This is a genomic window from Dankookia rubra (genome assembly GCF_004355005.1).
Taxonomy (GTDB): Bacteria; Pseudomonadota; Alphaproteobacteria; order Acetobacterales; family Acetobacteraceae; genus Paracraurococcus; species Paracraurococcus ruber_A.
Genome location: NZ_SMSJ01000009.1, coordinates 78,066 through 100,655 on the forward strand (window position 1 = coordinate 78,066; position 22,590 = coordinate 100,655).

25 protein-coding genes are annotated in these 22,590 nt (G+C 71.1%); 12 read left to right on the forward strand and 13 right to left on the reverse strand.

The window, feature by feature from the left end; genetic code table 11:
* Positions 1–65: 65 nt before the first annotated feature.
* From E2C06_RS10040 to E2C06_RS37495, 4 genes are all read left to right on the forward strand, one after another.
* Positions 66–1,193, forward strand: a complete 1,128-nt coding sequence (locus tag E2C06_RS10040) for a CaiB/BaiF CoA transferase family protein (protein WP_133288468.1) — start codon at positions 66–68, stop codon at positions 1,191–1,193.
* Positions 1,194–1,214: 21 nt separating this feature from the next.
* Positions 1,215–2,387: an acyl-CoA dehydrogenase family protein gene (locus tag E2C06_RS10045; protein WP_133288469.1), complete on the forward strand. Its 1,173-nt coding sequence runs from the start codon at positions 1,215–1,217 to the stop codon at positions 2,385–2,387.
* Positions 2,388–2,400: 13 nt separating this feature from the next.
* On the forward strand, positions 2,401–3,366 hold the full coding sequence (locus tag E2C06_RS10050) for a tripartite tricarboxylate transporter substrate binding protein (RefSeq protein ID WP_133288470.1): 966 nt from the start codon (positions 2,401–2,403) through the stop codon (positions 3,364–3,366).
* Positions 3,367–3,458: 92 nt separating this feature from the next.
* Entirely contained in the window at positions 3,459–3,596 is a 138-nt protein-coding gene (locus E2C06_RS37495) for a hypothetical protein (RefSeq protein ID WP_165982311.1), read from the forward strand.
* A gap of 10 nt (positions 3,597–3,606) precedes the next feature.
* On the opposite strand, the gene E2C06_RS10055 is transcribed toward E2C06_RS37495, so the two are convergent.
* On the reverse strand, positions 3,607–5,136 hold the full coding sequence (locus E2C06_RS10055) for an AMP-binding protein (RefSeq protein WP_133288471.1): 1,530 nt from the start codon (positions 5,134–5,136) through the stop codon (positions 3,607–3,609).
* Between the two features lie 152 nt (positions 5,137–5,288).
* On the opposite strand from E2C06_RS10055, the gene E2C06_RS10060 reads away from it, so the two are divergent.
* From E2C06_RS10060 to E2C06_RS10080, 5 genes are read left to right on the forward strand one after another with little or no spacing between them, the layout of a single operon-like run.
* Positions 5,289–6,284: an MBL fold metallo-hydrolase gene (locus E2C06_RS10060; protein ID WP_133288472.1), complete on the forward strand. Its 996-nt coding sequence runs from the start codon at positions 5,289–5,291 to the stop codon at positions 6,282–6,284.
* Positions 6,248–7,093 carry a hypothetical protein gene (locus tag E2C06_RS10065; protein WP_133288473.1) on the forward strand — a complete coding sequence of 282 codons (846 nt, stop codon included), beginning with the start codon at positions 6,248–6,250 and terminating at the stop codon, positions 7,091–7,093. The genes E2C06_RS10060 and E2C06_RS10065 overlap by 37 nt, the downstream gene beginning before the upstream one ends.
* A gap of 33 nt (positions 7,094–7,126) precedes the next feature.
* Complete coding sequence (locus E2C06_RS10070; RefSeq protein WP_133288474.1) at positions 7,127–8,368, forward strand: hypothetical protein; 1,242 nt, start codon at positions 7,127–7,129, stop codon at positions 8,366–8,368.
* On the forward strand, positions 8,365–9,372 hold the full coding sequence (locus tag E2C06_RS10075; RefSeq protein ID WP_133288475.1) for a TAXI family TRAP transporter solute-binding subunit: 1,008 nt from the start codon (positions 8,365–8,367) through the stop codon (positions 9,370–9,372). The genes E2C06_RS10070 and E2C06_RS10075 overlap by 4 nt, the downstream gene beginning before the upstream one ends.
* Positions 9,373–9,421: 49 nt before the next feature.
* Positions 9,422–10,243: an alpha/beta fold hydrolase gene (locus E2C06_RS10080; RefSeq protein WP_133288476.1), complete on the forward strand. Its 822-nt coding sequence runs from the start codon at positions 9,422–9,424 to the stop codon at positions 10,241–10,243.
* A gap of 99 nt (positions 10,244–10,342) precedes the next feature.
* On the opposite strand, the gene era is transcribed toward E2C06_RS10080, so the two are convergent.
* From era to E2C06_RS10110, 6 genes are all read right to left on the reverse strand, one after another.
* The gene (gene era / locus E2C06_RS10085) at positions 10,343–11,296 is read right to left on the reverse strand and encodes a GTPase Era (RefSeq protein ID WP_133288477.1); all 954 of its coding nucleotides are present in this window, start codon (positions 11,294–11,296) and stop codon (positions 10,343–10,345) included.
* Positions 11,293–11,976 carry a ribonuclease III gene (rnc, locus tag E2C06_RS10090; RefSeq protein WP_133288478.1) on the reverse strand — a complete coding sequence of 228 codons (684 nt, stop codon included), beginning with the start codon at positions 11,974–11,976 and terminating at the stop codon, positions 11,293–11,295. Before rnc ends, era begins: the two co-directional genes overlap by 4 nt.
* A 52-nt stretch (positions 11,977–12,028) precedes the next feature.
* Positions 12,029–12,766 (reverse strand): signal peptidase I, encoded by a 738-nt coding sequence (lepB, locus tag E2C06_RS10095; protein WP_133288479.1) that lies wholly within the window; start codon positions 12,764–12,766, stop codon positions 12,029–12,031.
* Between the two features lie 252 nt (positions 12,767–13,018).
* Complete coding sequence (locus E2C06_RS10100; RefSeq protein WP_133288480.1) at positions 13,019–13,783, reverse strand: SDR family oxidoreductase; 765 nt, start codon at positions 13,781–13,783, stop codon at positions 13,019–13,021.
* On the reverse strand, positions 13,780–14,811 hold the full coding sequence (locus E2C06_RS10105; protein ID WP_133288481.1) for a zinc-dependent alcohol dehydrogenase: 1,032 nt from the start codon (positions 14,809–14,811) through the stop codon (positions 13,780–13,782). The genes E2C06_RS10100 and E2C06_RS10105 overlap by 4 nt, the downstream gene beginning before the upstream one ends.
* Positions 14,811–16,559, reverse strand: coding sequence for an acetolactate synthase catalytic subunit (locus E2C06_RS10110; RefSeq protein ID WP_133288482.1), 1,749 nt, complete (start codon positions 16,557–16,559; stop codon positions 14,811–14,813). Before E2C06_RS10110 ends, E2C06_RS10105 begins: the two co-directional genes overlap by 1 nt.
* Before the next feature lie 125 nt (positions 16,560–16,684).
* Between E2C06_RS10110 and E2C06_RS37500 the strand changes: the two genes are divergently transcribed.
* A complete protein-coding gene (locus E2C06_RS37500) occupies positions 16,685–16,846 on the forward strand; it encodes a hypothetical protein (RefSeq protein WP_165982312.1) in 162 nt (53 codons plus the stop codon).
* Positions 16,847–16,882: 36 nt separating this feature from the next.
* Here the strand turns inward: E2C06_RS37500 and E2C06_RS10115 are convergent, their stop codons facing one another.
* On the reverse strand, positions 16,883–17,569 hold the full coding sequence (locus tag E2C06_RS10115; protein ID WP_165982313.1) for an MORN repeat-containing protein: 687 nt from the start codon (positions 17,567–17,569) through the stop codon (positions 16,883–16,885).
* 203 nt (positions 17,570–17,772) lie between these two features.
* The gene (locus tag E2C06_RS10120; protein WP_206664500.1) at positions 17,773–18,480 is read right to left on the reverse strand and encodes a 2OG-Fe(II) oxygenase; all 708 of its coding nucleotides are present in this window, start codon (positions 18,478–18,480) and stop codon (positions 17,773–17,775) included.
* 413 nt (positions 18,481–18,893) lie between these two features.
* Here E2C06_RS10120 and E2C06_RS38685 point away from each other — a divergent pair, with 413 nt between their 5' ends.
* Both E2C06_RS38685 and E2C06_RS38690 read left to right on the forward strand, forming a co-directional pair.
* On the forward strand, positions 18,894–19,112 hold the full coding sequence (locus tag E2C06_RS38685) for a hypothetical protein (RefSeq protein ID WP_206664501.1): 219 nt from the start codon (positions 18,894–18,896) through the stop codon (positions 19,110–19,112).
* Between the two features lie 23 nt (positions 19,113–19,135).
* Positions 19,136–19,627, forward strand: a complete 492-nt coding sequence (locus E2C06_RS38690; protein ID WP_206664502.1) for an AEC family transporter — start codon at positions 19,136–19,138, stop codon at positions 19,625–19,627.
* 29 nt (positions 19,628–19,656) lie between these two features.
* Here E2C06_RS38690 and E2C06_RS10130 read toward each other — a convergent pair whose 3' ends face one another.
* From E2C06_RS10130 to E2C06_RS10145, 4 genes are read right to left on the reverse strand one after another with little or no spacing between them, the layout of a single operon-like run.
* Positions 19,657–20,313, reverse strand: coding sequence for an NrsF family protein (locus E2C06_RS10130; RefSeq protein ID WP_133288485.1), 657 nt, complete (start codon positions 20,311–20,313; stop codon positions 19,657–19,659).
* On the reverse strand, positions 20,314–20,862 hold the full coding sequence (locus tag E2C06_RS10135) for a sigma-70 family RNA polymerase sigma factor (RefSeq protein ID WP_133288486.1): 549 nt from the start codon (positions 20,860–20,862) through the stop codon (positions 20,314–20,316).
* Between the two features lie 8 nt (positions 20,863–20,870).
* Entirely contained in the window at positions 20,871–22,262 is a 1,392-nt protein-coding gene (locus E2C06_RS10140) for an amidase (RefSeq protein WP_133288487.1), read from the reverse strand.
* Positions 22,259–22,453 (reverse strand): hypothetical protein, encoded by a 195-nt coding sequence (locus E2C06_RS10145; RefSeq protein WP_133288488.1) that lies wholly within the window; start codon positions 22,451–22,453, stop codon positions 22,259–22,261. The genes E2C06_RS10140 and E2C06_RS10145 overlap by 4 nt, the downstream gene beginning before the upstream one ends.
* Between the last annotated feature and the right edge of the window lie 137 nt (positions 22,454–22,590).

The following is a 22,590-nucleotide window of genomic DNA, read 5'->3' on the forward strand; positions in this document are numbered from 1 at the left end:
TTCGAAGTACTGGCAATGCGGGCGGCGCCTGCTAGTCTCCCTCCGAACGGAGGGGATGAAGACGAATGGGACCGCTCGAGGGCCTGCGCATCCTGGAATTCGCCGGCATCGGGCCAGGACCGTTCTGCGGCATGGTATTGGCCGATCTCGGGGCCGAGGTTGTGCGGATCGAGCGGACCGAGGGACCGTCCGGCGCACGCGAGGATTTCACCGGCCGCGGCCGCCGCTCCATCGCGCTCGACCTGAAATCGCCGGCGGCGATCGAGGCGGCGCTTCGCCTGGTGGAGGGCGCGGACGCACTGATCGAGGGCTTCCGACCCGGGGTGATGGAACGGCTCGGCCTCGGGCCAGACCCATGCCTCGGGCGTAACCCACGCCTGGTCTATGGCCGCATGACGGGTTGGGGCCAGGACGGGCCGCTCGCGCAATCGGCCGGGCACGACATGAACTACATCGCGCTGACCGGCGCGCTCTGGGCCATCGGGCGCCCGGGTGAGCGGCCGGTGCCGCCGTTGAACCTTGTCGGCGATTATGGCGGCGGCGGCATGCTCCTGGCGGTCGGCCTCCTGGCGGCACTGCTGAGCGCGAAGGCGACCGGCAAGGGCCAAGTGGTGGATGCTGCCATGGTGGACGGCGCAGCGCTGCTGATGGCACCGATCTACGCGATGAAGGCGCGCGGCCGCTGGCGGAACGAACGCGGCGTCAACATGCTGGATGGCGCGGCGCCCTGGTACGACACCTACGAATGCGCCGATGGGCGCTGGCTTTCGGTCGGTCCGATCGAGCCGCAATTCTTCGCGCTGCTCTGCAGCAAGCTCGAACTGGATGCCAAGGATTTCCCCGATCGCATGACGCCTGCCGCCTGGCCCGGGCTGAAGACGAAGCTCGCCGGCATCTTCCTGACCCGCACCAGGGATGATTGGGCGGCGCTCTTCGCGGGTACCGATGCCTGCGTCGCGCCGGTGCTGGACATGGAAGAAGCACCCATTCACCCGCATAATGCCGCGCGCGGCACCTTCGCGGTGCGGGACGGCGTGGTGCAGCCAAGCCCGGCGCCGCGCTTCAGCGCCACCCCGGCCGGGATCGGCAGCCAGCCGCCACTGCGCGGCGAGCATACCGAGGCCATTCTGCGGGATGCCGGCTTCTCCGCCGCCGAGATCGACGCGCTCCGCGCCGCCCGCGCCATCGCCTGAACGACCTCCCGGAGGAACCCCATGGATACCATCACCGCCACGGGCAGCGGCCGCCTGACCGGCCCGCGCACCGTCTACAACGCGGACCACGAGATGTTCCGTGACCAGGTGCGCCGTTTCTTCGAGAAGCACGTCGTGCCGCACCACCGGCAATGGGAACGCGACGGCATCGTCTCGCGCGAGGTATGGCGGCAGGCGGGTGAGGCCGGCATCCTCTGCCCGATGCTGTCGGAGGAGTATGGCGGCGCCGGCGCCGATTTCGGCTACAGCGCCATCGTCATCGAGGAGATCGCCCGGACCAACTGCACCGGGCCCGGCTTCCCGCTGCATTCCGACATCGTCGTCCCCTATATCGAGGATCTGGCGACGCCGGCGCGGAAGCGCGAATGGCTGCCGAAGATGGCGGCCGGCGAGATCATCGGCGCCATTGCCATGACCGAGCCCGGGATGGGCAGCGACCTGAAGGCGATGCGCACGACGGCGCAGCGCGACGACGATCACTACGTCATCAACGGCTCGAAGACCTTCATCAGCAACGGCCAGCTCGCCGATCTGGTGATCGTCTGCGCCAAGACCGACCCGGCGGCGGGCCGCAAGGGCATCAGCCTGATCTGCGTCCCCGCCGGCACGCCGGGCTTCACCAAGGGCCGCAACCTCGAGAAGATCGGCTTGCACGCGCAGGACACCTCGGAACTGTTCTTCGAGGATGTGCGGGTGCCGGTCGAGAACCTGCTCGGCGAGGAGAACAAGGGCTTCTCCTACCTCATCCGCAATCTGCCGCAGGAACGCCTGGTCATCGCCGTGCGCGCCGCGATGGGCATGGAGGTGATGCTGCAGAAGACCGTGGACTACGTGAAGGAACGCCAGGCCTTCGGCCAGCCGGTCATCGACTTCCAGCACAACCGCTTCAAGCTGGCCGACGCCAAGGCGCAGGCGGCGATGTACCGGGTCTTCGCCGACCATTGCCTGGCCCTGCACCTGCGCGGCGAGTTGACGGTCGAGCTTGCCGCGACGGCGAAGCTGCTGGGCGCCGAGATGCAGAACAAGCTGTTCGACGACTTCCTGCAGCTGCATGGCGGCTATGGCTACATGGCGGAATACGAGATCGGCCGCGCCTGGGCCGATGCCCGCGTCGGCCGCATCTACGGCGGCAGCAGCGAGGTGATGCGCGAGATCATCGGCCGCACGCTGTAACGGAGGGACCGGGATGACGACCTCGCGCCGCGCCCTGCTGGGCGCGGCAGCCCTGCTTGCGGCCCCTGCCGCCCTGCGCGCACAGCCGCGCTTCCCGGACCGGCCCATCACCGTGCTGGTCCCCTTCCCGCCTGGCGGTGCCACCGATGTGCAGATGCGTGGCCTGGCGGAAGCCGCGACGCGCGCCTTCGGCCAGACCGTGCTGACCGAGAACCGTCCGGGCGCCGGCAGCACGCTGGGCGCCGCGGCGGTCGCACGCGCCAAACCGGATGGGTACCTAGTGTCGCAGATGACCCTGCCGGCGCTGCGGCTGCCCTTCATGCAGCGCATGGCCTATGACCCCCGGCGCGACTTCACGCCGATCCTCCACCTCACCGGCTATACCTTCGGCGTGCTGGTGCGGGCCGACAGCCCCTGGTCTACCTGGAAGGATCTTGTCGCGGATGCGCGGACGCGGCCCGGCCGGCACCGCTGGGGCAATACCGGCGCCAACGGCACGCCGCATCTCGCCATGGTCGACCTGGCCGAGGCGGAGCGGCTGGATGTCGAGCACATTCCCTTCCGCGGCGAATCGGAAGGCACCACCGCGCTGCTCGGCGGTCATATCGAGGCACAGGCAGCCGGCACTGGCGGCGCCCAGCTCGTCACCGAAGGCAAGCTGCGCTACCTGAATTTCTGGACGCGTGAACGCGTGGCACGCTTCCCCGAGGTGCCGACGCTGATGGAGCTCGGATATCCCGGCATGGTGGTCACCTCGCCCTATGGGCTGGTGGCGCCGGCGGGACTTGATCCGGCGATCCTCGCCACCCTGCATGACGGCTTCCGACGCGCGCTGCACGACCCCGCGCATCTCGCGGTGCTGGCACGGCTGGACCAGCCGGTGGAATACCTGAACAGTGCCGACTACGCGCGCAACATGGCCGATACGATCAACCTCGAGGAGAAGCGCGTCGAACGGCTCGGGCTTCGCACCGGCTAAGCGGCAGCGGCGACCTGTGCGCCGCGCCACAGCCGCCCGCCGCGGCCCGGCACATACCTCCTGCATGCAATACGCCATCCAGGAGAAAGACAATGTTCCAGGCATTCAAACGGCATCGGCACCAGTGGGAAGACGTGGGCGCAGCCGCGCTGGCCCTCGGCTATCTCGGCGGCTTCGTGGCGGCGGTGGAATTCGCCCTCGCCCGGCTGGTCTTCCTCAGCAGCTTCTGACGCGGGAGCGCTACCCGGCGGGCAGGTAGCGCTCCTTCAATATCCGCCGCAGCAGCTTGCCGGCTTCGCTGCGCGGCAGTTCCTCCGCCACTTCCCAGCTCCTCGGCCGCTTCGGCCCGGCCAGGCGGTCCCGGCACCAGCCATCCAGCGCTGCGGCGTCCAGCGCCGCCCCGCCGCGCGGCACCACAACGGCATGCACCTGCTCTCCCATCTCGGCATGCGGGACGCCGACCACCGCAACTTCCGACACGTCCGGGTGCTGCGCCAGCACCGCCTCGATCTCCGCGGGATAGAGGTTGACCCCGCCCGAGAGAATCAGGTCGGCACGGCGGTCGGACAGGAACAGGAAGCCGTCCTCGTCCAGCCAGCCGAGATCGCCGAGCGTTGCCCAGCCGCGCGCGTCGTAGCAGGCTGCCGTCTTGTCCGGCGCATTGTGGTAGGCGAAGCGCGGCGCGCCGCTGAAGCGGATGGTGCCGGTCCGGCCTGGCGGCAGTTCCGCGCCATCCTCCCCGGTGATGTGCACCGCGACGCCGTTCACCGGCCGGCCGACGCTGCCGGGCTTGCGCAGCCAGTCCTGCGGCGAGATGACCGTGGTCCCGATCCCTTCCGAGCCCGCGTAGTATTCCCAGAGGATCGGCCCCCACCAGTCGATGATGGCGCGCTTCACCGCCGGCGGGCAGGGCGCCGCGGCATGGATCGCGGTGCGGTGCGACGAAAGGTCGTGCGCCCGTCGCACCGCCTCCGGCAGCGCCAGCATGCGGACGAACATCGTCGGCACCCATTGGCTATGGGTGATGCGGAACCGCTCGATTGCCGACAGCGCCTGGGCCGGGTCGAATTTCTTCAGCACCACCACGCTGCCGCCCTCGGTCAGCGTGCGATAGACATAACGGTTGGGCGCCGCGTGATAGAGCGGCGCCGGGCAGAGATAGACCGTGTCCTCGCCGAAGCCGTAGAATGCCTTCCAGGTCATGTCCCATTCCGGCGCGTCGCGGTCGGCATAGGCGATCAGCGGCCGGCGGATGCCCTTCGGCAGGCCCGTGGTGCCAGAGGAGTAGAGGAACTCGCGCCCGACCGGCCGTTCCGGCAGCGGGGCCGCAGGATCCTGCGAGGCGACGCCCGCCTCGTAGCCAGCATAGCCGGGGATGCCTTCGGCCAGCGCATAGCGCGGCCGGTCGCCGACCGCGCCTTCCGCCACCAGGTCCTGCGCCAACTGGGCCAGCGCCGGGCTGGCGATCAGCAGCTTCGCGCCGCTGTCCTGCAGCACGTAGGCGACCTCATGCGGCCGCAGATGGATCGAGAGCGGCGTGTAGTAGAGGCCGGCCAACCGCGTCGCCTCGGCGATCTCCAGGAATTCGGGCCGGTTCTCCAGCAGCAGCGCGATGCCATCGCCCGGCTGCAGGCCGAGGCCGACAAGCCAATGCGCCACCTGTCGTGCCCGCGCGTAGAGCCGGCCATAGCTGATCGCCTCGTCCGTTTCGGGAAAGTGCGCGGCGATCTTGTCCGGTTGGCGATCCGCCCAGTAAGCCAGTTGCGGCATCCGCGTCCTCCTGTCGCCGTCAGGGTGGCGGCAGCCGGCCCCGCGCGTCAATGCGGTGGCGCGGCGTGGAAATTCCGCGAGACACAAGGTGCGGCTGTGGCATGCTGGATCCCCGCGCCACGCCGCGGAATCCCATCGGGGGAGGAGAACACATGTCCATCGTCAGCCGCCGCGGCCTGCTCGGCGCGGCCGCCGCAACCGCGGTCGCGTCCGTATTGCCAGGCCTGCCCGCCATGGCCGCCGCGCCATTCCGCAACGTGCTCCCGCCGGCCTGGCAGCGCTTCAAGGTCGGTGAATTCGAAGCGACTGTGGTCTCCGATGGCCTGTTGCCGATCGGCAAGCCAGAGCCCGCCTTTCCCACTGCGCCGGTCGGGGAACTACGCAACCTGCTGGCCAGCAATTTCCTGCCGCTCGACGAGACGCCACTCGAGCAGAACATCCTCATTCTCAACACCGGCCGACAGCTGATTCTGTTCGATACCGGCATGGGAGAAAGCATGGGGCCGGCGAGCAAGATGTTCGGCCCGACATCCGGGCGCATGCTGCAGAACATGCGGGCGGCCGGCATAGAACCTGAGCAGATAGACCTCGTCGTGCTGACCCACGCGCATTGCGACCATTGCTGGGGGCTGGTCGATGGCGCCGGCAACCGCGTCTTCCCCAATGCTCAGGTTGCCATCAGCGAAACCGACCTGAAATTCTGGACCGATGACGCCAACAAGAAGGGGCCGGAGTTCATGGTCACCTTCATCGACGGCGCCAAGAAGAACCTGCTGGCTTACCGTGACCGCATGATCATGGTGAAGGACGGGCAGCCGGTTGCGCCGGGCGTGGTGGCGATCTCGACGCCCGGGCACACGATGGGCCATCACTGTTATGCCGTCACGTCCGGCAACGCGACCATGGTGAACACCGGTGACCTGGCGCATCACCCGGTCCTGCTGCTGCGCCGGCCGATGTGGGAATTCGCCTATGACAGCGACCCGAAGCTGTCGGCGCAGACCCGCACCCGGATGCTCGACCGCTTGGCCACCGACAAACACCAGATCCTGTCCTACCATTTCCCCTGGCCCGGCCTTGGCCGCGTGGTGAAGGAAGGCGAGGGCTTCGGATGGTACGCGACGCCGACCAACGTCTCCGTGCTCTGATGGTCGCGGCGGCGCTTCCTGAAATCCGAGAGGCGGAGGCGCCGCCCGGCATCGCCGCGGTCTATGCGGCACTGCGCGAGGCCAGCGGCGTGCCGCTGGTCAACCTGATCCACCGCCACCTCGCCACCCTGCCCGGCGTGCTGCCCTGGGTCTGGCAGGCGATTCGCCCGCCGCTGGAAGATGGCCGCCTGGCGGGTGCGCGGGAAAGGCTGGCGGCGGCGGTGCCGCTGTCGCCCGTCTCCCCTCTGCCCGAAAGTGCCCTGACCGCGGCGGAGCGTGCCGACGTCGCCGCGCTGGTCGAGACCTACAACCGCGGCAACCTGACCAACCTCATCCTGCTGACCGCGCTGCGCCGGGCGTTGGAAGGCGTGCCGGCCGAACCGGCCCCGCCGCCGCCGGCGATCACCCCGCCCGGAATGCTGCCGATGTCGCCGCCCCTGCCGAAGCTGGCGGACCTTCCCCCCGCCCTGGCCGCCGCGGTGCGTGCGCTCGCCGCGCGGCATGGCACGGTCGGGGTGGTGCCCAGCCTCTATCTCCATCTCGCACATTGGCCCGCCATCCCGCCGGCACTGCCGGGCTGGCTCGGCGGAGCGCTCGACCCGGCAGCGATCGCGACGGGCCGCGACGCCACGCTGCGGCTGGCGGAGCGGGAAGCCGATGCGCTGCGCCCCGCCCTGGCGCTGCAGGGCGAGGTGCCGAACGGCCATGGCACGGCTGTGCTCGCCGTGCTCGGCAGCTTCACCCGGCAGGTCATCCCGGCGATGGTGCCGATCGGCCTCGCGCTCAGGCGCGCGCTCGCCCAGGGTTGAACCCTGCGGGGAGCCGAGCGCCGCATCGGCTTTTTGCCGCGGCCGCTATATTGGCGCCCTCCCGATTGGGAGGAGGCCCCAGCCCTGCCCGATATCCCCGTACCCCCTGTCGAGGCCACGGCCGGCAATGCCGGCGCGCCGCTCATCGCCGCCCTCGAATATGGCTGGGCCATGCTGCCGCACGCAGTGATCGGCGGCCCGGGCGAGGCGCCCGTCACCATCGACATCGTCCTGCTGCATCCGGCGCGCGGCGTCGCGCTGCTGGAAGCGCCACCCCACTGGACGCCGGATGCACCGGCGCGGCTGCAGCGCCGCCTGACGCAGGCACGCTTCGCGGCGATCTTCCCCGGCACGCTACCGGTCGTGCATGCCCGCCTGGAGCGTGGCGCGGTGGCCGGCCTGCCGCAGCTTCTCGCCCGGGAGTTCGCGGCGCAGCCTCCGCTCGATCTGCCGGGTGGCAATGCCTGGGTGGCAGTGGTGCGCCGCGCCCTGCTGGCACCGGCCGAGACGGCGGCGCCCGCCAGGGACGGCCGCCGGCGCGGCGGGTTGATCGGCGCGACGGGACTCGTCCTCGCCGGCGCGCTGGGTGGCGGCTTCCTGGCAGCGCGGCCGACGGCGGCGCCGAAGCCCGAGGCAGCGGCCCAGTCCGGCATCCTGGAACGCCTGGCCAGCAGCGTCGTGGTATCCGCCGAGGCTTCCTCGGCCTTGCCACCGACCGAGGGCTTGTCCGCGCCGCCCCTGCCCGAGGCTGCCTTGCCCGTGCCGGCGGCAGCCTTGACCGAGGATGCCCGCGCCATCGAGTTCGCCGAGGCCCCGTCACTCACCGTGCCGTCGCTGCCGCCCAGCCCGCCGGCCATGGCCGCGCCGCCCGCGCCGGAGCCGCACGCAACGTTGCAGCCAGCGTTCTTGCGCGACGCAGCAGCCCGCTTGGCCCACCCCGCACCCGGTGACGCGCCCTCGCCACCGGCCGCACCGGTGGCGGCCAGTTCGGCGTCACCGGCCGCGGCCGGCCGCCCGCAGGCGGACCCGTCCGCAGTCGTCGCCCTTCTGCGCCGCGGCGATACGTTGCTGGCGCTCGGCGACGTCTCCGGCGCCCGCCGCTTCTACGAACGCGCCGCCGAGGCCGGCAGTGCGGCCGGCGCCAGGGCCGCCGGCCGCACCCATGACCCCGCCCTGCTCGCCGAACTCGGCGTGCGCGGCATCCGTCCAGACCCCGAAGCCGCCGCGGCCTGGTATCGCCGCGGTGCGGCACTCGCGGCGCAGGAACGCCCATGACCGCATCCACCTGCCTGGCCCGCCGCGGCCTGCTGCTCGGCGCAGCCGCCGCCGGCCTTGGCGGCACGGCCCTGGCGCAGGGCACCACGCCGACGCTCAACGCGCTGGCGGCGAAAGCCAATGCCGGCACGGTCGGCATCGTTTCGGGCGGGCCGGACGGCACCTATGTCCGCATCGCCGCCGACTTGGCCGCGGTGCTCGACGACGGCGACGCCCTGCGGGTACTGCCGATCCTCGGCAAGGGTTCGCTGCAGAACATCGCCGACATCCTGGTGCTGCGCGGCGTCGATATCGGCATCGTCCAGTCGGACGTCCTCGCCTATGCGCGGCGGGAGAAGCTGCTGCCCGGCCTCGACAGCCTCATCCAGTACGTCGCCAAGCTCTACGACGAAGAGGTGCATGTCCTGGCCCGGCAGGAGGTCGGCCGGATCGAGGACCTGGCCGGGAAGCCGGTGAACGTCGATGTCCGGGGCAGCGGCACGGCGATGACCGCCTCGCTGGTCTTCGATGCGCTCGGCGTGCCGGTCGAGGCCCGGCACGACCCGCAGGACAGCGCCCTGGAGCGGCTGCGGCGCGGCGAGATCGCGGCGCTGGTTTATGTCGCGGGCAAGCCGGCCCGGCTGTTCGGCGGCATCCCGGCCGCGAGCGGGCTGAAGCTGCTGCCGGTGCCGGCCAGCCCGGCCCTGCTGGAGACCTACCTGCCCGCCGAGTTCCGCCCCGCCGACTATCCCCGCCTGGTGCCGGAGGGCGGGACGGTCGAGACCATTGCGGTCGGCGCCGTCATGGCGGTCTATGCCTGGCCGGCGGCGACCGAGCGGCACCGCAAGGTGGCCCGCTTCGTCGAGGCCTTTACCGCCAAATTCCCTGCCTTCCTGCAACCGCCGCGGCATCCGAAGTGGCGGGAGGTGAACCTGGCCGCCCAGGTCCCGGGCTGGACCCGCTTCACGCCCGTTGCGGCGGCCGCTCCGCCGCCGACCAGGGTCCGGCCGGCGGCGGAACGCTAGCGGAAGCCGCGGCGTTGCACCGCAACCTCACGGGGGACGGAGCCCGCCCATGCCCAGCATCATCGCCAAGGACGGCACGCGCATCTTCTACAAGGATTGGGGCAGCGGCCCGCCCGTGGTCTTCTCGCATGGCTGGCCGCTGAACGCGGATGCCTGGGACGAGCAGATGGTCGCCGTCGCCTCCCAGGGCTTCCGCGCCATCGCGCACGACCGCCGCGGCCATGGCCGTTCCGAGCAAAGCTGGGCCGGACACGACATGGACGAATATGCCGACGACTTGGCCTCGCTGATCGAGACGCTGGCGCTGCAGGATGTCAGCCTGGTCGGCCATTCGACCGGCGGCGGCGAGATCACCCGCTATGCCGGCCGGCACGGCACCGGGCGGATCGGCCGCATGGTGCTGCTGGGCGCGGTGCCGCCGCAGATGGTGAAGTCGGCGACCAACCCGGATGGCCTGCCGATGCAGGTCTTCGACGCCATCCGCGCCGGCGTCATGGCCGACCGCTCGCAATTCTACCAGGACCTCAGCGGCCCCTTCTACGGCGCCAACCGGCCGGGCGCGAAGGTCTCGCAGGGGCTGCGAGACGCGTTCTGGCGATGGGGCATGCAGGCCGGGCTGAAGCCGGCGCTTGACTGCATCAAGGCCTTTTCCGAGACCGACTTCACCGAGGACCTCAAGCGGATCGACAAGCCAGTGCTGGTGGTGCACGGCGACGACGACCAGATCGTGCCGATCGACCAAGCCGGGCGCGCCTCTGCGAAGCTGCTGCGGCATGCCGAACTGAAGGTCTACGAAGGTGCGCCGCATGGCATCGCCAGCACCCACAAGGACCGCTTCAACGCCGACCTGCTGGCCTTCCTGCGAAGCTAGAGCGGTTTCCGTCCGCCTTTGCTCACGGCACCCGCTCTAGCTGCTTGTCTTTGCGAGCACTTTACCCGATCCGATGACTCCACCAGATCGGGATCTCCTTTAGTCGAGATCCTCGAGGCCGAGGGCGCGGAGCCGGCCGCGCTCCTCGTCCCAGCCCGGCCTGTCCTTGACGTTGAGGAAGAGGTGCACGCGGCGCTCCAGCAGCGTCTCGAGCTCGCGCCGCGCGCTCTGCCCGATCGCCTTCACCTTGGCGCCGCCGTCGCCGATCAGGATCGCCTTCTGGGTGGCGCGGCCGACATAGATGGTGCAGTCGACGCGGACGCTGCCGTCCTTGCGCTCCTGCCAGTTCTCGGTCTCGACCGTCGCGTGGTGCGGCACTTCCTCGTGCGTCTGGCGAAGGATCTGCTCGCGCACGATTTCCGCGACCAGCATGCGGTTGGGCAGATCGGAAAGCTCATCCTCGGGGAACAGATAGGGGCCGGGCGGCATGTCGGCCGCCATCTTTTCCAGCAGCCGGTCCAGGCCGCGGGATTTCTCGGCGGAGATCATGAAGGTCTCCTCCACCGTCAGCAGTTGGTTCAGTTCGGCGGCCAGCGGCAGCAGCCGCGGCGGCTCGACCAGGTCCACCTTGTTCAGCGCCAGCCAGATCGGCTTCGCTGCCTTGGCGAGGCGCTCCACGATGGCGCGCACCGCATCCGTCAGCCCGGCGCGCGCATCGACGATCAGCAGCGTGCGATCGGCATCCTGCGCGCCGCCCCAGGCGGCGGCGACCATGGCGCGGTCGAGGCGCCGGCGCGGCTGGAAGATGCCGGGCGTGTCCACCAGGATGATCTGCGAGCCTTCGTGCATCACCACGGCGCGGATGCGGAAGCGGGTGGTCTGCGGCTTGGGCGAGACGATCGTCACCTTGCTGCCGGCCAGCGCATTGACCAGCGTCGACTTGCCGGCATTCGGCGCGCCGACCACGGCGACCAGGCCGCAGCGCGTCGGTTCGCGGGACGGCGCGGGGCGGTCTTCCTCGGGAGGGTGGGGCAGGTCCTGGTTCTCGTTCATGTCCGTTGCAGCCCCAAAAGCCAGGCCTCCGCCGCCGCCTGCTCGGCGGCTCGCTTGGACGCCCCGCTGCCCTCCGCCTCGCGGCCCGCCGCGGCGACGGTCACCTTGAAAACCGGATTATGCGCAGGCCCCTCGGTCGAGTTGAGGGTATAGACCGGCAGGCCGAGGCCGCGCCCGAGCGTCCATTCCTGCAGCCGGCTCTTCGCCGGCAGCGGCGGCTTGTGGTGGCCTTCCAGCAGCCCGAGCCATTCCCGCCGCACCAGCCCGCGCGCCGCATCCAGCCCGGCATCCAGGTAGAGCGCGCCGAGCACCGCCTCGAGCGCATCGGACAGGATGTTCACCCAGGTGCGGAAGCCCTGCTGCCGGTAGCTCTCCGGCATTCTCAACGCCGCGGCGATGTCCAGCCGCTCGGCGATGCCGGCCAGGGTCTCGGCCGAGATCAAAAAGGACAGCCGCTTGCCGAGGTCGCCCTCGCGCTCGGTCGGGAAGCGCTCGATCAGCCATTCCGCGATCAGCAGGCCGAGCACACGGTCGCCGATGAATTCCAGCCGCTCGTTCGAGCTCAGCCGCGCCCCCTGGGTGGAGGAGGAATGGGTCAGCGCCTGCCGCAGCAGCTCCGGCCGGGCGAAGGCATGGCCGAGCTTGGCCGCGAGGGCGGCATGGGCGGCCTCCTCGCTCATGCCAGGCTGCTCATCGGGTTCGGCTCATCGGCTTCGGGTCATCCGGGCGGCCTCACCGGACGCCGGAGAACAGCCGGTTCCAGCGGATGGCCATGGGCCAGGTCCAAGGCTTCCACAGGCTGGCCTGGGACCCGTCGATGGAGAAGAAGATGAACTCGGCCCGCCCTACCAGGTTCTCCACCGGGATGAAACCGACCGCGTCGAGGTAGCGGCTGTCCTGGCTGTTGTCGCGGTTGTCGCCCATGCCGAAGACGTGGTTGGGAGGGATGCGGAATTCGATGGTGTTGTCGGCGCTGCCCTGGTCGGTGCATTCGAGGATGCCGTGCACCCGGCCCTCGGGCAGGGTTTCCCGGTAGTACTTGGCCGGCTCGCGGTAGCAGCGATCGAGCTCGGAATCCCCCACCAGTTCCCGCTTCACCGGCTGACCGTTGACATGCAGGATGCCGCCCTTGACCTGGATGCGGTCGCCCGGCAGGCCGACGATGCGCTTGATGTAGTCCTGGCTTGGGTCGCGCGGCAGCTTGAAGACGGCGACGTCGCCCCGCTTCGGGATCGACCCCATGATCCGCCCGGAGAACAGGTTAGGCCCGAAGGGCATCGAATAGCGCGAATAGCCGTAGGAGTACTTCGAGACGAAGAGGTAGTCGCCGACCAGAAGGGTCGGGATCATCGAGCCCGAGGGGATGTTGAACGGCTCGAAGGCGATGGTCCGGATGCCGATGGCGATCAGGCCGGCATAGAGCATCGTCTTGACGCTCTCCAGCCAGCCGCCGGACTTCTTCTTCGCCATGGATGTGCTCAAGGAAAACCACCGCAGGGTTGGGTGCCCGCGGGGCGGTCCCCGGGCAGGGTCGGCGCGTCAGGCGCCGGGATGAAGCCTGCCGGGGGGTGGGGTGTCAAGAAACCGAGGTTTACCGGATGGCCGATGCAGACCTGCAGGCCGCGCACCCCGTCCATCCGGCCGTAGCGGACGATACGGCCGAAGCAGACCTTTGGGCTGCGCGCTCCGGCCATTGGACCATTCCAGCCGCTTCCGCTGCGGTCACGGCATGAAGCTGCCGCCGCCGACATCGATGGTGGCGCCGGTCAGGTAGCCCGCGGCGTCGGAAGCGAGGAAGGCCGCGACCTCCGCCACGTCGAGCGGGGTTCCCACCCGCCCCATCGGCACCTGGGCCAGGAAGGCGGCATTGGCCGCATCGGTGGTGCCACGCGCCATTGGGGTGTCGATCCGGCCCGGGGCGATGGAGTTCACCGTGATGCCGTCCGGGCCGCATTCGACGGCCAGGCTCCGGGCGAAGCCCATCAGTCCGGTCTTGGCGGCGGCGTAATGGGCCCCGGCGATCTGGCTCTTCGCCCGCGCCGCCTGGCTGGTCAGCATGATGATGCGGCCCCAGCGCCGCGCCCGCAGCGGCGGCAGGCAGGCCTGGGAGACGAGAAAGGCGCCGGTCAGGTTCACCGCCAGCACCCGGCGCCATTCCTCGGCCGGCATGTCGCGGATCCTGCGCGCCCGGCCATCCGCGGCCTTGGGCGAGATGCCGGCATTGTTCACGACGATGCCCAGGCGCTGCCAATCCGCGCCGAGGGCGATCGGCAGGGCGGCCACCGCCTGCTCGTCCGCCACGTCGAGCCGGATGGCGCGGGCCTCGTGTCCCTCGGCACGGAGGGCGGCGGCGGTCGCCTCCACCTCGTCGATCACGTCGGCGAGGACCACGGGGTGGCCGTTGGCGGCGAGCTTCGCGGCGATGCCGGCGCCGATGCCGCGGGCGGCGCCGGTGACCAGGGCGAGGCGGTGCTGCGGGGCGTTCATGGCGTCAGAATCACCTTGCTGGCGGCGCGCTGGCGGGCGAGCTCGAACCCCTCGATCCCGCGGTCCAGCGGCATGCGATGGGTGATCATCGGCCGGAAGCCCTCCGGGTCGCGCGACAGGTGGGCCAGCACGCGGTCCCAGGTGCGGCGCTCGGCGCCGTGGCTGGCGCGGAGCTGGTGGCGCATGCGGACGAAGTCGGTCAGCGGCAGGGTGAGCGGCGATGCGTGGATGCCGGCGGCGACGATGACGCCGCCCTTCTTCAGGACCGACATGCCCTCGACCAACGTCTGCGGCACGCCGGTCGCCTCCAGCACCACGTCGACGGCGCGGCCGCCGGTCAGCGCCAGGACCTGGTCCTTCAGGGCGCCTTCCGCGACATCGACCAGATCGGTAAAGCCGAGCGCCCGCAGCACGTCGAAGCGCGGCGCATCGGCGCGGCCGGCAACGATGACCCGGGCGGCGCCGGCGAGGCGCGCGAAAAGCGCGATGGCCTGGCCGATGGTCCCGGGGCCGAGCACGAGGACGGTGTCGCCGAGGCCGACCCCGCCGGTCAGCACCGCCTCGGCGCCGACGCCGAGCGGCTCGGTCAGCGCCACCAGCTCGGCGTCCAGCGCCTTCGGCAGGGCGACGCAGCAGCGCGAGGGCACCCGGACCTCGGCCTGGAAGCCGCCGTCCCGGGTCAGGCCGATGCCCTGCCGCTGCAGGCAGTTCCGCGTGTCACCGGCGCGACAGTTGGCGCAATGGCCGCAGAAGACGAAGGGGATGACGGCGACCCGGTCGCCCTCGGCGAAGCCGGAGCCGGTGCCGTTGCGGATGATGGTGCCGCAGAACTCGTGGCCCATGGTCAGCGGCAGGTGCTGCACCATGAAGTCGTAGCCCGACGTCCATTCATAGGCATGGACGTCGGAGCCGCAGATGCCGACCGCATCGACCCGCAGCACGACCTCGGCCGGGCCGGGCGGCGGTGGGTCGGGGATGTCCTGGAATTCGAGGCCGAAGGCGGCCTGGGTCTTCCGGAGCGCCAGCATCAGAAGGGCTCCGGGTAGTGGCCGGCATAGAAGGAGATCGGCGGCTTGGCATCGGGGTCGGTCACCATGTCGATCAGCGTGGGGTGGTCCGCAGCCAGCGCGGTCTCCAGCGCGCCGCGGATCTCACCGCTGTGCTCCAGCCGCACGCCGAGCACGCCGCAGGCCCGGGCGATGGCGGCGTGGTCCACCGCGGTGAAGTTCACCGCCTTGGTGTGCTCGCCGAATTTCACCTCCTCCGCGTGCTTCTGGTAGCCGAGGATGCCGTTGTTCAGGACGATGGTGACGATCGGCAGCTCCAGCCGCCGCAGCGTCTCGAGCTCGGCCCAGGAATGGCCGAAGCCGCCGTCGCCGCAGAGGCAGACGACGCGGGCACCGCTGCCCGCCTCCTCCGCCGCGATCCGCGCGCCGATCGCCATGGGCAGGCCCCAGCCGAGGCCGGCGATGCCGCGCGGCGTCAGGAAGCGCTGCCCCGGCCGCTTCGCGGTCAGGTAGTTGGCGATCCAGATCGAGGAATAGGAGGCATCGGCGACAACGATGTCTTCCGGCCGCAGCAGGGTGTCGAGCTCGGCCATCAGCCGCTCCGGCCGCGGCAGCCGCGCGTCACGGGTGGTGATGTCAGCGATGGTGCGGCGCCAGCCGGTGATGGCGCTGGCGATCTCCGCCTCGACGGCCGGCCGGGCGGCGGCGCGGGTCGAGAGGTCGCGGGCCCGCAGCGCCTCGGTCAGCGCGGCCAAGGTAAGCTTCGCGTCGCCGACCAGGCGCATGGCCTCGTAGTTGCGGCCGACCTCCATCGGATCGGCGTCGAGGTGGATAAAGCGGGTGTTGGGGGAGAACAGCTTCCAGCTGTCCGTGCCGTTCTGGTTGGTGCGGTTGCCGACCAGCAGCACCACGTCGGCGCGGTCGACGATCGGCCGCATCTCCCCGGTGCGGGACCCCTGCCCCATGACGTAGCCGATGACGCCGAGGCTGAGCGGATGCGTCTCGTCCACCGCGCCCTTGCCCATCACGGTGGTGCCGACCGGCAGGTGCGCCGCCTGCTGCAGCGCGGCGAGTTCCGCCGCGGCGTCCGAGAGGTGGATGCCGCCGCCGGCGACGACCAGCGGGTGCCGGGCCGCGGCCAGCGCATCCGCCGCCGCGGCGATGGCGGCGGGGTCGGCCACGACACGGTCGAGCGGCATCTGGCCGAGCGACATGGCGCGCGGCCGCAGCAGGGAGGAGAGCGGCGCCGCCGGATCGGTCAGCAGGTCGGCCGGCACCAGCAGCACGGCCGGGCCCGGCCGGCCCGAGGTCGCGGCGGTGAATGCCATGTCGACATAGTCGTCCAGCCGGTCGGCGCGGTCGATCCGCCGCACCCACTTCGCCACCGGGGCGAACATGTTGAGGTGGTCCAACTCCTGGAAGGCATTACGGTCGGCGCTGTCGCGGGTGACCTCCTGCACCAGGGCGAGGACCGGGATGCTGGCCTTCAGCGCCTCGGCCAGCGGCGGCACCAGCAGGGTGGCGGCCGGGCCGTTCTGCGCGGTGACCACGCCGACCTTGCGGGAGATCCGGGCATAGCCATCCGCCATGGTCCCGCCGGCATTCTCCTGCCGGTAGACCTTCTGGTCGATGCCGACATGCGGCGAGGCCAAGTGGAAGGCGCTGGGCAGGGACTGGCCGAAGGTCAGGGTCACCCCGTGTCGGCGGAAGGCCTCGGCGAGGCGGAGCGCGACGGTGGCGTTGGTGGTCTGTCCGGCGTGATCCGGCATGGCGTTTCCTCTCGGCATTTGGCCGGAGGGTAGCACCGCGGGCCGGAGGGGGAAGCCGGGGGACGGGTTTGCCCCACGTGGCTCGCCCCCTATGCTGGCGGCTTCGTCGCAGCCGAGGGCTTCCGGTGCCGGACAGACAGAAGCGCCGCGGCCCGGACCTGGTCGGGATCATCGGCCTGGCGGTGATCCTCGGCGTGCTGGCCGGGGCCTATTTCCTGTTCCCGGTGCTGCAGCGGTCGATGAGCTACCAGGACTGCATCGCCTCGGGCCGCGTCACCGGCTGCTGAGACAGCCGGGCCAGACTCGACCCGCGGATTCGGTTGCTATCGCAACGAACCGGACGCCGATGCTGCCGGCCTGCGCGGGCATGTCGGGCCGGCCCCATCGAATCGCAGGCTTGGGGCCGCCCCCTCCGCGCCTGCGGAATGCACCGGGCACCCGCGCCGCCAGACACCGTGCCGCGGCGGCCCTCGCAGGGAGGCGTATTCGCCCGGACCGTCTGCCAGCCCCTCGCGGAACTCGCCATCGAAGCGTGCGCCGTCGGCGAAGAGCACGACTCCCCTGCCATGCGGCCGGCCGTCGCGCCATTCGCCTTCGTAGCGACGGGCGCGGATCCGCCAAGTGCCAGGAGGGGCACCCGCCACCAGTTCGCGGCCATGGGCGTCGGGCGCGAAGACGAGCATGCCGAAGCCGTCCGGCCGGCCGGCACGCCAGTTGCCTTCATAGCGTTCACCGTTCGGGGCGACGACCTCGCCCAGCCCGTTCAGGCGACCGTTCTCATAATAGCCATAGGCCAGGGCACGGCGAGCCCGGCCATCCTCGAGCCATTGCCACGCGGCTCGGCCACGGCCGGCGGCCGGTCCGCCCGGGCAGGTTCCGCTCGCTCCATGCGGTGCCAGGACCGTCCAGGTCACGACCTCGCCGTGCTTCGGCAAGGCATTCCAGAACCAGCAGCCGGAGGCCTCGTCCACCACCCAGCCCGGATGGCCGGGGCTGGCAAGGTCGGCCATGGGCGGGACGGGGCGCGATGCCGACGCCGCCGGATGCGGCCCATCCTCCGCAGCCCCGGTGCAGCCGACCAGGAGCACCATCAAGAACCCGACCGCGGCGCTCCGCTGCATATCCATCGAGGCTTCCCACGGCTAGCGGAGGGAAGCCTAGAGGCATGCCGACGGCTCGGCATCCACGATCTGGCCGGATCGCGGCACCAGTTTCACGCCGCATCGTGGAAGATCACCCCGAGGGTGAAGCGCTCCCCCATGCGGATGCGGCTGACACCGTGCCGCAGCATGACGCGGTAGACCCCCCGAGTGCCCCGCACCGGCCGATGGTGGACGGCAAAGACCACCGCTTCGCCCTGGCGCAGCGGCACCACCTCGGCGCGGGACTGCATGCGCGGGCGCTGCTCAGTCAGCACGAATTCGCCGCCCTCGAAGTCCCGACCGGGCTCGGACAACAGGATGGCGACCTGCAGCGGGAAGACCTGTTCGCCGTAGAGGTCCTGGTGCAGGCAATTGTAGTCGCCCGGGCCGTAGCGGAGCAGCAGCGGCGTCGGCCGCGCCTGGCCCGCCGCGTGGCACTCGGCGGTGAAGGCGGCGAGCCCGGGCGGGAACCGCCGCGGCAGGCCCAGCGCCGCGTTCCAGGCATTCGCCACCGGCGCCAAGCGGGGATAGAGCGCCTCCCGCAGCGCGCCGACCAGGGGTGGCAGCGGGTTGGCGAAATACCGGTACTCGCCGCGGCCGAAGCCGTGCCGGGCCATGACCACCCGGCTGCGGAAGCCGTCCTCCCGCCCATAGAGCGCGGCGAGGCCGGCGCATTCCCCCGGCGTCAGCAGCGCGCCGGTCGTCGCGGCGCCGAAGCCGTCCAACTCGGCCGGGATGCGCGCCCAGTCGAGCGCGGCGATGCGATTTGCGATGTCCATGCCCCGGCTATGCCGCATCCCCTGCCCCGGCGCCTACCGCCCGGTGCGCCAGCATGTGGAAGGACGCCGGGCCGCAACCATCCCGAGATAGAAATAAGATGATGTCCCTGTGTCCGTGGTCAAATCGCCTCCCCCTCTGGCAATGACCCCATGGAGTTACAACCAATAGAAATGCTCCCACCATCCAACGGCGCGAAAATGGCCGGATCTTTCCTGCGTCTGCGTGTCGCTCGCAGAGGCAATCGCCCAGGGGGATGCCGACCATGGCCAATATCGTCCTGCTTTTCGTCTGTCCGGTGATCGGCATGACGCTGCATCGCGCGAGACGATGACCGGACGACGCCCCGGCCATCATCAACGGGCTCATCATCCATGTCTCGCTGCCGGCCCTGATCCTGGGCTCGCTGCACGGCATGGACCTGCACCCGGACCTGCTCGGCGTCGCGGCCATGCCTTGGCTCCTGTTCGGGGTCGGCACGGCCCTGTTCGGCTGGCTGGGCCGGCGGCTGCGGCTGCCGCGCCCGACCACCGGGGCGGTGATCATGCTGGGCGGTCTGGGCAGTACCTCCTTGATCGGGCTGCCGGTGATCGAGAGCTGCCACGGCACCGCTCCCTGCCGACCGGGATCCTGATCGACCAGTTCGGCACCTACTTCGTGCTCAGCACGGTGGGGATCGTGGCCGCCTGCCTGCATTCCGATGCCGTCACTTCGCGGCGGGAAATCGCCGGGCGGATCGCGCGCTTCCCGCCGCTGCTCGCCACGTTGCTGGCGCTCGCCCCGATGCCGGTCAGGTACCCCGACTGGCTGGTGGCCGTGCTGCATCGCCTCGGCGGCACGCTCGCCCGGCTCGCCCTTGTCTCGGTCGGGCTGCAGCTGCGCTGCGCCACGCTCCGCGGCAACGGCACGGCCCTGGCGCTGGGGCCCGGCTACAAGCTGGTGCTCGGCCCGCTGCTGCTCGACCTGCTCTATGTCGGCGTGCCCGGGCAGGCAGGCGAGACCTTGCAGGTCACCTTGCTCGAGGCGGCGATGGCGCCGCAGATCGGCGCCTCGATCATCGCCATCCAGCAGGGGCTCAACCCACCGCTGGTCACCCTGATGGTGGGGATCGGCACCCTGCTTTCCTTCGTCACCCTGCCGGTCTGGTAGTCCCTGCTCGGCGCGGCGTAGCGGCTGCGTCAGCGCGGGATGGCCGGTGCCCGCAGCAGCAGCGGCCGGCCGAGCGCCCAGCCCAGCACCACCAGCACCGCGACGGCGCCGCCGTGCCAGACCAGGATCATCAGCATGGCATCCAGGTGATGGAACAGGCTCAGCCCCGCCGAGCACAGCGCCGCGGAGGCCAGCCCGCCCAGCAGCAGCACCGGCAGCGGCCGGACCGGCCCGGCATGGCGCAGCAGCAGGTAGAGCGCCACGGTCAGCGGCGTGCCCATCAGCAGGATGAACTTCAGGCAGCCCCAGCTGGTGTCCATGGCCAGGGCATCCGGCCCCATCCGGCCCAGGTCGGCGAAGCAGCCCCAGCCCAGCCCGCCCAGCCACAGCACCAGCGGGACCACCGGCAGCAACACCCAGGCGGCCGAGCGGTCCGGCCGCGCCAGCATCGCCGCCGCCAGCGCCGCGGCCAGGCCGGTGGCGATCGAGGCGAGAAACTGAGCCAGCTCCTGTGGCAGGGCCATGCGCTGCGCCAGGTCGTGGCGCAGCCCCTGCACGGCGACCGCGAAGCCGATCACCAGCACCGCCAGCGCGCACCACAGCAGCGCCTGCAGCCCCGGCGGCGGCAGGCGGCGGACCGGGCGCAACCCGGTGGCAAGCCGGTCGATCAGCTGCTCGCTCTCCACTCAGTCCTCCGCGCCCAGGCGTTTCCGCAAGGCCTTCACCGCCCGGTGGGTCGCCACCTTCAGCGCCCCGACCGACATGCCCGACCGTGCGCTGGCCTCGGCCAGCGGCAGGTCCTCCAGCTTCGCCAAGCCAAGCGCGGTACGCTGCGCCGGCGGCAGCTCGGCGACCGCGGCGCGCAATTCGGCCGAGGCTACCCTCGTCTCCCCCTGGTTCGCCCCGGGTGCGGCCAAGGTTTCGCCGAAATCGTCGATCGGCGTCTCGCGCCCCAGGCGCCGGCCGCTGCGGCGCAGCCGGTCGATGGCGCGGCGCTCGCAGATCGCCACCAGCCAGGGCCGGATCGGCCGCGCCGGGTCGAAGGCGTGGCGGAGCTGGTGGATGGTCAGCAGCGCGTCCTGCACCGCATCCTCCGCTTCCGCCGCGTCGCGGATGCGGCGGCGGGCAACGCTGCGGAGCAGGGGCAGCGCGGCGCGGAGGAGGGCGTCATAGGCGCGGGCGTCGCCGGCCTGCGCCGCGACCATCCAGGCCTCCCATTCCCCCTCCCCCGCCATTGCCGGTGTTATGCCACCACGGCAGGCCGCTTCGCGCGCCAGGCATGCGCCGCCTCGTAGGCCTGCCCGGCGCGGAAGACGGTCGCCTCGGCGAAGGGCTTGCCGATCAGCTGCATCGCCACCGGCAGGCCGCCCTCGCCGAAGCCGGTGCAGAGGGTCAGGGCCGGCCAACCCGTGACGTTGAAGGGCATGGTGAAATTCGGCTTCTCCAGGAAGGCCCATTTGGGCACGTCCTCGATCCGCGGTGCCTCGCCCTGTGCCGAGGCCGTCAGCAGGATGTCGAGATCGGCGGCCGCCGCCAGCGTTGCCGTGATCAGCTCGCGCCGCTTCTTCTGCGCCGTCAGGTAGTCGCCGGCCGAGAGCAGCCCGCCCGCCACCAGCCGGTCGCGCAGCAGCTCGCCGTACAGGCCGGGGTCGCGGCGCATCCATTGCTCGTGCACCGACCAGGCCTCGGCCAGCAGGATCAGCCAGCCGCAAGCATTGTAGTCCGCCAGGCTGGGCAGGGTGACGTCGCGCACCACGGCGCCCTCGGCCCTGAAGAAGCCGGCCGCCGCCTCGATGCCGGCGAGCGTCGCCGGGCTGGTCGGGTTGTCGCGCTCGTGGAAGTGGCGGACCACGCCGATGCGGAGACCCTTCACCCCGCGGCCGAGTTCGGCACGGAAGTCGGGCACCGGCACCTCGGCGCTGGCCGGGTCCGAAGGGTCGTATCCGGCCATGGCCTGCAGCAGGATGGCACAATCCTCGACCGTCCAGGCCATCGGCCCGGTATGGTCGAGCGACTGCGCCAGCGGCAGCACCCCGGCGCGCGAGCAACGGCCATAGGTCGGCTTGATGCCGGTGATGCCGCAGAGCGCCGCCGGGCCGCGAATGGAGCCGCCGGTATCCGAGCCGGTGCCGCCGAGGATCATGCCGGAGGCGACCGCCGCCGCCGTGCCGCTCGACGACCCCGCGGGGAAGTGGTCGGGGTTCCAGGGATTGCGCGCCGGTGGCCAGGGCAGATCGAAGCTGGGGCCGCCGAAGGCGAATTCATGCGTCGACAGCTTGCCGAGCATGACCACGCCCGCCTCGGCCAGCAGCCGGACCGTGGTTGCGTCCTCGCCCGGCACATGGTCCTGCAGCACCTTCGAATGCGCGGTCGTGGGGACGCCGGCGGTGCAGTAGATGTCCTTGTGGGCGAAGGGGATGCCGTCCAGCGGGCCGCGCGGGCCGTCGCGCAGGATGCGCGCCTCGGCCGCCCGGGCCTCGGCGCGGGCGCCGGCGGCGTCCAGCCGGATGAAGGCGTGCAGGGTGCCGTCCAGCGCCTCGGCGCGGGCCAGGCAGGCCTCGGTCAGCTCGACCGGCGAGAGTGACTTCGTGGCGATCGCGGCGGCGGCCTCGGCGATGCTCGGGATCGCGCTCATCGGCCGGGCTCGGTCGAGAAGGTGGTGGCGGGCTCGGCCTCGGCCGCCGGCGCGGGCGCGCGTACCAGGCGCTGCATCGCCTCGATGCCGCCCCAGGCGGCGTGGATCCCGGCTTTCTGCTCGGCGGTGAGCGGGATGCCGGCGCGAGCGACCAGCGCGTCGAACTCCTCTCGGGTGGTCTCGGGCGGCATCGGCACTCCCCCAACGGCGGATGATGCGATGCAGTATGAAGCGATTCGCCGTGCCGGGAAGCCGCGGAAAGCCGGCCGGTTGCGTGCGATGCGCGACGAAGGCTAGGCTGGAAAAGGAAACGGACGCGGACCGGGAT